An 11974-nucleotide genomic window follows, 5' to 3' on the forward strand; every position below is an offset into this window, starting at 1 on the left:
CCGTCGGCGGTCGCGACTTCCGCGCCCGCCTCGATCGCGCTCGCCGTCGGTCCCGCCGCGGGCAGATACGTGCAGCCCGAGATCGCCGTCATGGCGAGCAGAGCGAGGGGGAGTTTGCGCATCCAGATGTTGCCCATCGGTTTTGCCGAGCCCGTGCCTAGCCCATAGCGGCTAGGGTGTCCGTAGCGGGTGGGCCACACTTCGCCCGCGACGGGCGAGAGGACGGTTTCATCCTCGCTAAGCACAGCTTTTTCGAGGCGAATCAGGGAAACGTGCCTGGTGCGTTCGGCAAACGGCCCGCCGGCGCGCCGCGGCGGCGACCGATCGAGGCGGCCCCGGATCGCCCCATTCAGTCGGCTTGCGTAACGGTGGCGCTGATCTGGTTGTAGATCGGGATCATCCGGGAGCCGTAATAGCGGATGCTGCCGGCCGCGACGATGAAGATCAGCGCGCCGATCAGCGCGTATTCCATCGCCGTGGAGCCGTTCGCATCGCGGGCGAACCCCATGGCCCGGCCGGTCGCGCGGAGGCGGGATCGTCCGTCGGGCGCCCCAGACCTGTCGCAGCTCGGCTCGCCCATCCGTGACTCCGACATCCGCCGCGTCCGGCCGGCCCTTACGCGCTGGCTTCAAGTCTAGCCCGGTCCCATTGCCGCCGGCTTAATGGAATCTCCGAAACGCGGCGCATGCGGCGCCCGGCCCCGAAACGGCGAAGGGCCGGAACCTGGACAGGTCCCGACCCTCGCGGATGCATCGGCGTGAACCGGGCCCCGCCGAACGGCGAGACCCCGGAGAAACCTCAGGCGTGGCCGGCCTTGTGCCGCAGGTCGTCGATCCGCTTGGAGGCCTCGGCCTTGTCGAGATCGGCGTCGAACGCCTCCGGCTCCTTGGCCTCCTCCGACAGGGTCTTGAGATACGAGGCCTGTGCTCCGGTCATCGGCTCGCCGCCGGTGGTCCACTGATCCGGATCCTTGATCTGATTCGACACGTCCTTCGGATCGGTCTTCGGGTTCTCCTGGGTGGTGTCGTGCTTGTCGGCTGCCTTGGCCATGGGATTCCCGTTCCTGAAATGTTCCGTCTTCGCCATCGAGAACGCGGCGCCCTCTCCCGGGGTTCCGGGCGATGTCGGGGTGCGGCCCGGTGTTCCCCAGAAACCTTTTCTTCCCGATCCCCGATCCTATTGATGAGGCGCCGGCGCACGGTTGCGCCCCTGAACACGGTGGTCCGGATGACCTCGGAGAGGCGGATTCATAAAGAGGCGGGCGCGGCCGCCCGCACGGCGCAGGTGCTCGTGGTGATGGGGGTCTCGGGCTCCGGCAAGAGCACGGTCGGCGCGCTGATCGCCGAACGGCTCGGCTGGATCTTCGTCGACGGCGACAGCTTCCACACCCCCGAGCACATCGCGAAGATGCATGCGGGCCACGCCCTGGACGACGAAGACCGTGCGCCGTGGCTCGCCCGGATCGCGACCTGGATCCAGCACCGGCTCGAGGCCGGGGAATCCGGGGTGGTGGTCTGCTCGGCCCTGCGCCGGGCATACCGGGACGTGCTCACCCGCGGCAGCCGGCGCGTGCGCATCGTCTATCTCGAGGGCGACAGGGCCCTGATCGCCAAGCGCCTCACCGAGCGCCACGGCCATTTCATGTCGCCCCGCCTGCTCGACAGCCAGTTCGCGACCCTCGAAGCCCCCGGCCCCGATGAGCGCCCGATCGTCGTGGGGATCGATGAACCGCCGGACGCGATCGCCGATCGCGTCGCGGCGCAGCTCGCCGAAGAAGCCCGCACCACTGCCGGAAGGACCTGAGCCATGGATGCGGGATCGCGCAAAGCCTCGGGGATCGCCCTGGTGATCTCCGACGTCGACGGCACGCTGGTGACCGACGACAAGAGCCTCGCCGCCTCGACCATCGCGGCTGTGAAGCGGCTGCGGGCGGCCGGGATCGGGTTCAGCATCGCGTCGGCGCGCCCGCCGGTCGGCCTGAGGGCCCTCGCCGCCGAACTCGCGCTCGACCTGCCGATGGGGGCCTTCAACGGCGCCAGCGTGGTCCGGCCGGACCTCTCGACGATCGAGGAGCGGCTGATCCCGGAGGCCGCCGCCCGCGAGGCCTTGCAGCGCCTGGAGGCCGAGGGCCTCGACGCCTGGGTCTTCGCCGAGGGGGCCTGGTTCCTGCGCGACCCGTACGGCCCCTACACCGACCTCGAGCGCCGGACGATCGGCGCCGAGCCGCGCGTGGTCGCCGATCTCGGCACGCTCATGGGCGCGGCCTCGAAGATCGTCGGGGTCAGCCGCGATCACGCCCATCTCGCCGCCTGCGAGGCGCGGATCGGCGCGGCCCTCGCCGAGCGGGCCACGGTGCACCGTTCCCAGGCCTATTACCTCGACGTGACGCCCCCCGGCCTCGACAAGGGACAGTTCGTGATCTGGATGAGCCGCCATCTCGGCATCCCGCCCGAGCGGATCGCGACCTTCGGGGATGCCGGCAACGACCGTCCGATGTTCGCCCGCAGCGGCTTCTCGGTGGCGATGGGCAATGCCGAGGAGGCCGTGAAGGCCGCAGCCAGCGCCGTCACGGAGAGCAACGGTGCCGACGGCTTCGCTCACGGGGTCGCGCGATTCATCCTGCCCTGACGGGTCCGACTTCGCAGCGTCCTGTGGATAACCGGGATGGTTAACCGACGGCGCGCGCCTGTGGCCGGCGAGGCACAGACGCGCGCCGGGCGGCAGTCGCCCACAGGCTGCCGAATCCGGGCCGCTTTCCGGCCTCATTTCCCCGCGACCTAGCTTGACCACAGAACAAGCAGGACCGGGTCTCGGAATGCATCGCCTTATCCTGGCTGCCGCTCTCGCGGTCGCGCCCGTCGCCGCCTTCGGGCAGGCCCCGCGCGACAACATCGACGCGCTGATCGAGCAGCAGGCCAAGGCGAACGGTGTCCCGGCGAGCTTCGTCCACGCGGTGGTCAAGCGCGAGAGCAACTACAACCCGAACGCCAAGGGCGGCAGCGCACTCGGCCTGATGCAGATCAAGCACGCGACGGCGCGCAGCCTCGGCTATACCGGCGACGCCGCCGGGCTCCTCGATCCCGCGACCAACCTGCGCTACGGCGTCGCCTATCTGGCGGGGGCCTATCGCACCGCGCAGGGCAACGTCAGCCAGGCGTACCAGTACTACAACCGCGGCTATTACTACGCCGCCAAGCGCCGGGGCATCTCCAGCGAGGTCGCCTCGGTGGTGGCCCCCGTGGCGGCCTCGGCCAGCGCCCTGGCCAGCCTGTTCAGCGGCGGCGTCACGGATTCCAGCGCCGCCTCAACGGCCCTGGCCTACGCGCCCACCGCCGCCACGGTGGCCGCCGCGCCGACCGAGACGGTCGAGGTGCCGCTGCCGCCCCGGCGTCCCGCCGCCCTCGGCGCGGCGGTCGATTACGCGAGCCTCTCCGTCGAGCCCGCCTCCGCGAGCCCGGCGCCGAGCGCCGCCGTGCAGAGTGCCGCGGTCGAGACCGTGGAGGTGCCGCTGCCGCCGCGTCGCCCGGCCGGCCTCGGCACCGCCGTCGCGGAGGCCGCCCCGGCCCAGCTCGCCGAGCTGCGCCTGACGTCGCAGCCGGAGGCCGCCGCGGCACCGCAGGCCGCCCCGATCTCCGAGACCGTCGAGGTGCCGCTGCCGCCGCGCCGGCCGTCGATCCAGCTGCTCGCCGCCGCGACGCCGCGCCGGGCCCCCGCGGCCGCGCCGGTCCGCGAGGCCACGGCGATTCCCGTCGAGTGATGCCGCACGCGGCAGATGGGCCATCGGACAACCACCGCTTGTCCAACATCTGCCCACACGAGGATCCTGCTCAAGGCTTGACCACCGGGCCGTTCCGCAACACATAGGCGCCACGCCAGCAACAGGGTTGGATCGCCGCCGCAACGGTCCGTCGATCGGTCGAGGCGGCCGGACACAGGCGGCGCAATACAGACTTCAGGGCAGGACTCGCCAGGCTTCGCACGAACGGTCGGGCAAGCACCCGCTCGATCCCAGGTTGCGAAGCAGAATTCATCTTGAAGTGGCAGACATGCAGGGCAAGCACTCTGCTTTCGGGCTGGCAGGAAAGCGGACGACGCCATGACCGGCGTGTTGGAACAGGAATCACTCTTTCTCACGGATCTCGGGCGCCGCGTCAGGCACGCCCGCACCGTGCGCGGTCTGTCGCGCAAGGTCCTGTCCCAGACCTCGGGCCTGTCCGAGCGCTATATCGCGCAGCTCGAGGGCGGCCAGGGCAACGTGTCCATCATCCTGCTCCGGCGGGTCGCCAACGCCATGGGCGTGCGCCTCGACGACCTGATCACCGGCAATGACGGCCTGCCCGACTGGCCGGTGGTGCGCGACCTGCTCGGCCAGGCGACGCCGGCCCAGATCGCGGCCGCCAAGGAAGCCCTGTCCGGCGGCAGCCGCCCGGAATCGAGCGGCCGCCTGCGCGTGGCGCTGATCGGCCTGCGCGGCGCCGGCAAGTCGACCCTGGGCAAGCTCGCCGCCGAGCGCCTGGGCTGGACCTTCGTCGAGCTGAACGCCGAAATCGAGCGCGAGAACGCCCTGTCGGTCCAGGAGATCTTCGCGATCTACGGCCAGGAGGGCTACCGCCGGCTGGAGCAGGCGGCCCTGCGCCGCCTCACCGAGCATCCGGGCCCGCTGATCCTGGCGACCAGCGGCGGCATCGTGGCCGAGCCGCTGACCTACGACCTGCTGCTCCAGGCGTTCTACACGATCTGGCTCCGCGCCCGCCCGGAGGAGCATATGAGCCGGGTGCGCGAGCAGGGCCACCTGGCCACCACGGGCGACCATGCCTCGGCGATGCAGGAATTGCGCGCCGTGCTGGCGAGCCGGGAACCGCTCTACGCCCGGGCCTCGGCCACGGTCGACACCTCCGACATCCCGCTCCAGACCATGGTCGACCGGCTCACCGCGGCGATCGAGGCGCGGTTCGGCGAGACGGCGGTCGCGGGCTGAACCGCGCCCGGAACCGGTGACAGCGCCGCCGGTGCGGCATCCCCGGCAGCCCCCATACCCTTGATCACCGCATTGCGGCGCACCACGCTATGACCTCATCCCGACGGGGCCGGCCGGGCTGCGGAACGCACGATGCATGAGACCAAGCGCCTCGCGCATGGCTTCGCGTGTAGGACGATGTGCTAGGATGACCCGCGACGGCGGGGTCCTTCACCTCGCTGGTGGCTGCACCGGAGCTTTGCTGCAGCGCCGGCCGGACCCGTCGTCGGAACAGCGTGGTGCGAGCCCGACAACTCGATCATGAGCCATCGTCCATGAGCGCCAGTCCAGCCCTCAGCCCGGCCTTCAACCACGATTCGGCCGACCTCTCGGTCTGCGATCCGGTCTGGTCGCGGCTGCGCGCCGAGGCCGAGGACGTGCTGCGCACCGAGCCGCAACTCGCCTCCTTCATCGTCGCGACGATCCTCAACCACGCCACCCTCGAGGGCGCGGTCGCCCACCGGGTCGCGGCGCGGCTGGGCCATCCGTCGCTGCCGGCCGAGCTCGTCGCCCACGCGTTCCACGAGGCGATCGGCGCCGATCCCGCCATCGGGCAGGCGTTCCGGGCCGATATCGGCGCGGTGATCGACCGGGATCCCGCGACCCTGCGGGCGCTGGAGCCGGTCCTGTACTTCAAGGGCTTCCACGCGCTCCAGGCCTACCGCCTCGCCCACCACGTCTGGACCCGGGGCCGGCGCGACCTCGCGCTCTACCTGCAGAGCCGGGTCTCCGAGGTGTTCCAGTGCGACATCCACCCGGCCGCCCGCATCGGCCGGGGCGTGTTCCTCGACCACGCCACCGGCCTGGTGGTCGGGTCGACCGCGGTGATCGAGGACGACGTGTCGATCCTCCACGCGGTGACGCTGGGCGGCACCGGCAAGCAGCGCGGCGACCGGCATCCCAAGATCCGCCGGGGCGTGATGATCGGCGCCGGCGCCAAGATCCTGGGCAATATCGAGGTCGGTGCCTGCGCCCGGGTGGCGGCGGGCTCGGTGGTGCTGCGGCCCGTCCCGGCCAACACCACGGTGGTGGGCGTCCCGGCGCGGGTCGTCGGCACCGCGGGCTGCGACGATCCGGCCCGCGCGATGGATCAACTGGTCGCCCTCGACCAGTTCATCCATGTGGGCGACGGGATCTGACCCCGACGCGGCCGCGCTTGCCGCTCCGCCGTGGGCGTGGCAAGCCCTCCGCCGATCCGGGCGTCAGCGCCGACAGGGGAGGCCAGACAGCGTGACCAAAGCCGAGACCGCGAAGCTACAGGACTACCTGCGCCGCAAATTCGCCAACAACAACATCCGCCTGACCGCGATGAAGACCGGCGATTCCGCCGAGGTGTTCATCGGCGAGGAGTCGATCGGCGTCATCGCCGACGACAAGGAGGACGGCGACGATTCCTTCGTCTTCCGCATGGCGATCCTCGACATCGACCTCGAGGAAGAAGCCTGACGCACGCGTCGCGGGCCGGGTTCCGCCGGCCCGCGCCTGTGCACGGGTTAAGGCTAACCGGCGTGATTGCTTAACAACCGGTAAATCGTGTGGCTAAACTGCGCCCAACCTTTTTTGGAGCGCGAATAATGGTCCTCACGCCCGCCGCCCTCGAATCCATCCGGACCTTGTGCATCGGTCTGGCGCTCTCGGGGCTGATTGCCAGCGCGTTCGAGCTGTTTGCCGCGCGCCGCGCGAGCTTCAGCCTGCTGGAGCGGGGCGGCCTGCCGGCGGTGGCGGCCCTGCCGATGCTGGCCTTCTCGGCCCCGTTCATCATCCTGCGCAACACCCTGCGCGGCCGCAAGATCGAGGGCCGCCCGATGCCGTTCGTGATGCTGGCCACCGTCATCGCCTGCGGCTGGGGCCTGCTCTCGGGCCGGGTCGCCCTCGACCTAGCGGCGATGCTGGTCGGCGCCTGACGTCCCATCAGGGCTCCGCGGTCGCCACCTGGGCGGCGCCGTCCCGGCCCTCCAGGGAGACCCAGGCCTGGCCGTCCTGGCCCGCGCGCTTGATGAAGCTGTAGCCGGTGCGCCGCCACGGGCGGATCGCGTCGGTCTTGTTGTCGAGGATGAAGTCGCCGTGGTCGGTGCGCACCGTCAGCACCGCGTGGCCGGCATTGGTCTCGTCGATCACGACGGTCATCAGCAGGGCCCGCCGGGGCAGCCCGCGCTCGGCCAGCATCCGGCGCTTGAGCAGCTGGTAATCCTCGCAATCGCCGAACCCGTCATCGGGAAAGTCCCAGCGGTCGACGACGCCCCAATGCGCCTGGTCAGTGATCGGCCGGATGCGGGTGTTGACCCGGTGGTTGACGCTCCGCAGCGTCCGCCACACCGCCACGGTCAGCGGGATCACGGCGGGCTCCGCGACATCGAGCGCGCATTCCTCGGGCATGCGCGCGCAGAACGCGGTCCAGCCGGCGATCGGGCTGATCGGGCCGTTGGCCTCGTGGGCCGGCGCCCCATCGGGCAGGGTCAAGCGGGCATGGGCGTGGGTGTTGGCGCCGCCCAGCATCAGGATCGTGCCGACAAGGGCGAGGCTCGCGGCCTGCCGGGCTCGGCGCAGCGGCGTGGCCCATCCGCGCCAGTGCGGCGCCACGAGCGCGAGAGCCGGAATCCCACCATCCGCGTGCCGCATGGATCACGCCCCATCGACCGATGATGACGGGAAGGTGACACGCGGGCGTGCGACGCACAATGGCACGGAGGGCGGAACAAACGCCCGAGGCCGCGTATCGGTTCCGCTTTAAAGGAGTGTTGCATCCGCGTTGCTGCCGCTCGGCGTATGCGCTGGCGGAATGCCCGCCCTGCCCGCTCACGGAAGAGCTTGATTCGAACCAGCTTTGCCGGCTTGAGACAGGGGATGCCCGCGCGTGGATTCGCGGGTGGATCGATCGTTTCGCAAGAACTCGGCCATCCCCGCGCGGGATCGCCTCAGGCCAGAGAAGGATTTCACGATGCAGCCCGCCATCCAGCAGGTGATCAGAGCGCTCGCCGAGGATGGTCGGGCCGGTGCAATCGGCATCGCCGAGCACGCCGTGGAAGCCTATCTCGCCGGCTCGCCCACCGAGGGCGACCGCGCCCTGTCGCGCGACATCCTGGTCCGCGACCTCGCCAGCCTCCGGGGCATCGCCCCGCACCTCGCCGGCTTCATCGGCCGGGTCGAGACCTTCGTGGCGAACCTCGCGCAGCCCTCGCTGAGCCGCGCCGCCTGAACAGGCCTCGCAGAATCAGGGTTTCAAGGTCCAGAGCCTGAACTTTTCGAGGTTTTGGGGAAGGCGGCGGGCAGTTCACTGTCCCGCCTACGCGACGACGCGCGGCCATCCTGACACCAGTCCCGTCATCCCGGGGCCGCGCAGCGGAGCCCGGGATCCAGAACCACCGTGACATCAGGATCTTGCGCCGTCGGCGGCTCTGGATCCCGGGCTCGCCTTCAGCGCCCCGGGGTGGAGGCTGCTACGGTGGAAGGATCGCTTTGCGATGCGTCTCCCGCATCCCCAGCCCGCCAAAAGGCCGAGCCTTCTCGAAAACCGTGATCGGTTGGAGATCGAGGACCGGATCAGCGGTTGGCGGTGGTGACCGGCGAGGTGACGCCGCCGAGGGAGACCCAGGCCGTGGCATCCTGGCTCTCGCGCTTGATGAACACGTAACCGGTCTTGTGCCAGGCCTCGATCACGTTGGTCTTGTTGTCGAGGATCAGGTCGCCCCGGTCGGTGATCAGGGTCAGCACCGCGTGGCCCTCACCCTTCTCGTCGATCACCACGGTCATGCGCATCGCCCGGCGGGGCAGGCCGGCCTCGGCCAGCAGGTGGCGCTTGAGCAGCTGGAAATCCTCGCAATCGCCGATGCCGTCCTCGGCGAGGTCCCAGCGGTCGGCGACGCGGAGATGCTCCATGTCGGTCATCGGCTCGACCGACTTGTTCACCCGGCGGTTGACCGAGACGATCGTCGCCCAGATCGCCGGGGTCAGGCTGATGCGGGCCGGCTCGCTCCGGTCGACCGTGCATTCGGCCGCGTAGGCCTGGCAAAACGTCACCCAGGCCGCGATCGGGCGGGCATCGCCGAGCACCTTGGCACCGACCTCGGTGGGCAGGCTCGCCAGGGTCTGGGCCTCGGCGGTCGCCGCGAGGCCGAGCAGCACCAGCGCGCCGGCGAGCGTCACCCGAACCGTGTTGAGAAGCCCCGCGCCCATCGAACCGTCCTCGTTGTTGAGGACAGGATTGCGCCGCAGAGCCTCCGCGGCGCTGAAGCGGATCGGCGCAATTTTATCGATTCGCCGATGGCGGCGGCGTCTAGCGCGACAACGTCGACGGGGGGCTTGGGAACCCCGGCAAATCCGCGGCTTCCGGTTCGGAAACCGGAAACCTTGAGGGCGCCTTCAGGGGCCGAGCAGCTTCACGAAGGCGGCACCAGCGCCGAAGAACGCGGCACCGGCCGCCATCCCAGCGAGTCCGATCTGCCAGGGTGCGAGGGCGCGGTCGCGCTCCAGCTTCGCCGCCTCGGCCATCAGCTTCTTCTGCTCGGCCACGAATTTCTGCGACTCTTCGATCGCGCGCAGCACCCGCGTGACCTGCTCGGCGAGATCGAGCGAGTCGGGAGCGGACGTGTCGGCCATCGGCCCTGATTCCTCAGCGTTCCAGCTACAATAACCTGAGGACTCCCCAGCGGGACGGCAAGGGGCTTACAGGCGCCTGAGACGCGGGTCGATCCGGCTGCGGAAGCCGGATCGACGGCCTCCCTCACCCCGCCGTCTGGTCGAGCTTGCGCTCCGTCTCACCCTTCAGCTCGGGGAAATCCGACTGCGTGTAGGCCCGGCCCCGGTGCGGATCCTCGGTCACGCCGTCATGCTCCAGGCGGCGCAGCTGGACACGGCGGATCTTGCCCGAGATGGTCTTGGGCAGCTCGGTGACGAATTCGAGGCCGCGCAGGCGCTTGAACGTCGCCAGCCGCGCATTGGTGAAGCGGAAGATGTCGAGCGCCGTCTCCGGGCCGGCCGAGGCGCCGGCCACCAGCGAGACATAGGCCTTCGGGATCGTGTGGCGCATCGGATCGGGGATCGGCACCACCGCGGCTTCGGCCACCGCCGGATGCTCGATCAGCACGCTCTCCAGCTCGAACGGGCTGATCCGGTAGCCCGACGACTTGAACACGTCGTCGGCGCGGCCGACGAAGGTGTAGCAACCCTGATCGTCCACGAAGGCGACGTCGCCGGTGTGGTAGAGCGCGCCATCCGCGCCCGACAGGTTGCCGCTGCCGTCGTCGTAGCCCTGCATCAGGCCGGCGGGACGGTGGGCGCCGAGTTCCAGGCAGACCTCGCCCTCGCCCGCCGGCTCGCCGTCGGCGTCGAGGACGCGCACGCGATAGCCCGGCAGCGGCCGGCCGAGGGCGCCGGGCACCACCGGCTGGCCGGGCGTGTTGGCCATCAGGGCCGTGGTCTCGGTCTGGCCGTAGCCGTCGCGGATCGTGACGCCCCAGGCGTCCTTCACGCGCTCGATCACCTCGGGATTCAGCGGCTCGCCGGCGGCGCAGACCTCGCGCAGAGCCAGCGTCCGGCCGGTCAGGTCCTCCTGGATGATCATCCGCCAGACGGTGGGCGGCGCGCACAGCGTGGTGGCGCGGGTGCGCTCAAGCTGCGTGAGCAGCGCCGCCGCGTTGAACGGCGCCTGGTTGATCACCAGGATGGTCGCGCCGGCATTCCAGGGGGCGAAGAACGACGACCAGGCGTGCTTGGCCCAGCCGGGCGAGGACACGTTGCAATGCACGTCCCCGGGCTGCAGCCCGAGCCAGTACATGGTCGAGAGCGCCCCCACCGGATAGGAGCGGTGGCTGTGGCGCACCAGCTTCGGCTTCGCGGTCGTGCCGGAGGTGAAGTAGAGGAGCAGCGGGTCGTCGGCCGCGGTCGGCCCGTCGGGCGTGAAGGTCTCGGAGGCGCCGAACGCGTCGTCGTAGGCGCTCCAGCCCTCCGTCGCCGGGCCGGTGACGATGCGGATCGCGCCGCCGGTCTCGAGGCCGGAGAAGCGCCCGAGCTGCTCCGGGCCGGCGACGATCGCCCGGGGCCGGCCGCGGGCCAGGCGGTCGCCGAGCTCGTCCGCGGTGAGCAGGGTGGTGGCCGGGATGACCACGGCCCCGAGCTTCATCGCCGCCAGCATGGTCTCCCACAGGGCCGGGACGTTGCCGAGCAGCAGGAGCAGGTGGTCGCCGCGCTTCAGCCCGAGCCCGCGCAGGTGGTTGGCGACCTGGTTGGACCGCCGCGCCATCTGCCCGAAGGTCAGGCTCTGCTCGGCGCCGCTGGCGGCCTCGACGATGTGGAGCGCGGTGCGGTCGCGGCTTTCCGGGCCGGCGAGCTCGGCGTCGAACCAGTCGAGCGCCCAGTTGAACGGCACCGGGTCCGGCCAGGTGAAGGCCGAAACCGCCGCCGCGTAGTCTGTGCGATGGGCCAGCAGCAGATCGCGGGCCTCCCGGAAGCTGGGCATGGTCGTTCCCCCCGTCGTTCTTGTCCGGCCGGAAGACCCGGCCCATCCCGCCCCTCAGGCGGGAATCAGATCCTCGCCGTCCGCGCCGCGCGCGAGGCGCTGCACCATGCCGGCGTGGAAATGGCGGATCTCGTCGGCGATCGCCTCCACCGCGCGGCCGTTGCGGGGGAAGTCGTCGGCGTTGAGCCCGATCAGGCCGGCGGTGTAGCCGGTCTCGTTGTTCTCGAATGGGTCGGCGTAGAGCCAGGTCCACCAGTCTCGGGCCGGGACGAGGCTTGCGCCGGGCTTGACCCGCAAAGCCGCCAGGAACCGGACGTGGCGGAGCAGCTCCTTGCGCCAGACCGCACGCGTCTCCGGGGCCACGTCGAAGGCCAGCAGCGTCACGCAATGCGCGTTGATGGTCTCCTCTCGGCCGCGCGCCTTCTGGGCCACGATTGCGCGCGGGAAGGCCATCTCGAAGCGGGCTTCGCTATCGCAGTCCAGGACGTCCATCGCCCATGCCC

14 protein-coding genes and 1 pseudogene are annotated in these 11974 nt (G+C 70.6%); 8 read left to right on the plus strand and 7 right to left on the minus strand.

Annotation, left to right across the window (positions count from 1 at the left end; genetic code table 11):
• Positions 1–349: 349 nt before the first annotated feature.
• Both LGR69_RS27110 and LGR69_RS27115 read right to left on the minus strand, forming a co-directional pair.
• Positions 350–580: a Flp family type IVb pilin gene (locus tag LGR69_RS27110; RefSeq protein WP_007565928.1), complete on the minus strand. Its 231-nt coding sequence runs from the start codon at positions 578–580 to the stop codon at positions 350–352.
• A gap of 218 nt (positions 581–798) precedes the next feature.
• A complete protein-coding gene (locus LGR69_RS27115; protein WP_007565930.1) occupies positions 799–1050 on the minus strand; it encodes a DUF3072 domain-containing protein in 252 nt (83 codons plus the stop codon).
• A gap of 177 nt (positions 1051–1227) precedes the next feature.
• Between LGR69_RS27115 and LGR69_RS27120 the strand changes: the two genes are divergently transcribed.
• The 7 genes and pseudogenes from LGR69_RS27120 (at position 1228) to LGR69_RS27150 (ending at position 6921) form a co-directional block, all read left to right on the plus strand.
• Entirely contained in the window at positions 1228–1803 is a 576-nt protein-coding gene (locus LGR69_RS27120; protein ID WP_230368029.1) for a gluconokinase, read from the plus strand.
• Between the two features lie 3 nt (positions 1804–1806).
• Positions 1807–2628, plus strand: a complete 822-nt coding sequence (locus LGR69_RS27125) for a Cof-type HAD-IIB family hydrolase (RefSeq protein ID WP_230367992.1) — start codon at positions 1807–1809, stop codon at positions 2626–2628.
• A gap of 187 nt (positions 2629–2815) precedes the next feature.
• On the plus strand, positions 2816–3757 hold the full coding sequence (locus tag LGR69_RS27130) for a lytic transglycosylase domain-containing protein (RefSeq protein WP_230367993.1): 942 nt from the start codon (positions 2816–2818) through the stop codon (positions 3755–3757).
• Between the two features lie 324 nt (positions 3758–4081).
• Positions 4082–4978, plus strand: a pseudogene (locus tag LGR69_RS27135) (helix-turn-helix transcriptional regulator); the annotation flags it as partial.
• A 314-nt stretch (positions 4979–5292) separates the two neighbouring features.
• On the plus strand, positions 5293–6156 hold the full coding sequence (gene cysE / locus LGR69_RS27140) for a serine O-acetyltransferase (RefSeq protein WP_007565938.1): 864 nt from the start codon (positions 5293–5295) through the stop codon (positions 6154–6156).
• 91 nt (positions 6157–6247) lie between these two features.
• Positions 6248–6463, plus strand: coding sequence for a DUF3126 family protein (locus LGR69_RS27145; protein ID WP_007565940.1), 216 nt, complete (start codon positions 6248–6250; stop codon positions 6461–6463).
• 128 nt (positions 6464–6591) lie between these two features.
• Positions 6592–6921: a DUF6949 family protein gene (locus tag LGR69_RS27150; protein WP_007565941.1), complete on the plus strand. Its 330-nt coding sequence runs from the start codon at positions 6592–6594 to the stop codon at positions 6919–6921.
• Positions 6922–6928: 7 nt separating this feature from the next.
• On the opposite strand, the gene LGR69_RS27155 is transcribed toward LGR69_RS27150, so the two are convergent.
• Positions 6929–7636 (minus strand): transglutaminase-like cysteine peptidase, encoded by a 708-nt coding sequence (locus tag LGR69_RS27155; RefSeq protein WP_007565943.1) that lies wholly within the window; start codon positions 7634–7636, stop codon positions 6929–6931.
• Positions 7637–7955: 319 nt separating this feature from the next.
• On the opposite strand from LGR69_RS27155, the gene LGR69_RS27160 reads away from it, so the two are divergent.
• Positions 7956–8213 (plus strand): hypothetical protein, encoded by a 258-nt coding sequence (locus LGR69_RS27160; protein WP_007565945.1) that lies wholly within the window; start codon positions 7956–7958, stop codon positions 8211–8213.
• Between the two features lie 344 nt (positions 8214–8557).
• Here LGR69_RS27160 and LGR69_RS27165 read toward each other — a convergent pair whose 3' ends face one another.
• The 4 genes from LGR69_RS27165 to LGR69_RS27180 all read right to left on the minus strand — a co-directional run bounded on the left by LGR69_RS27165 (position 8558) and on the right by LGR69_RS27180 (position 11963).
• A complete protein-coding gene (locus LGR69_RS27165; protein ID WP_230367994.1) occupies positions 8558–9190 on the minus strand; it encodes a transglutaminase-like cysteine peptidase in 633 nt (210 codons plus the stop codon).
• A gap of 186 nt (positions 9191–9376) precedes the next feature.
• Positions 9377–9613, minus strand: a complete 237-nt coding sequence (locus tag LGR69_RS27170; RefSeq protein WP_091864569.1) for a hypothetical protein — start codon at positions 9611–9613, stop codon at positions 9377–9379.
• Between the two features lie 124 nt (positions 9614–9737).
• Positions 9738–11471, minus strand: a complete 1734-nt coding sequence (locus tag LGR69_RS27175) for an AMP-binding protein (RefSeq protein WP_230367995.1) — start codon at positions 11469–11471, stop codon at positions 9738–9740.
• A gap of 54 nt (positions 11472–11525) precedes the next feature.
• Positions 11526–11963, minus strand: coding sequence for a hypothetical protein (locus tag LGR69_RS27180; RefSeq protein ID WP_230367996.1), 438 nt, complete (start codon positions 11961–11963; stop codon positions 11526–11528).
• Positions 11964–11974: the final 11 nt, after the last annotated feature.

The organism is Methylobacterium brachiatum, from assembly GCF_020523825.1.
Classification (GTDB): Bacteria; Pseudomonadota; Alphaproteobacteria; order Rhizobiales; family Beijerinckiaceae; genus Methylobacterium; species Methylobacterium brachiatum.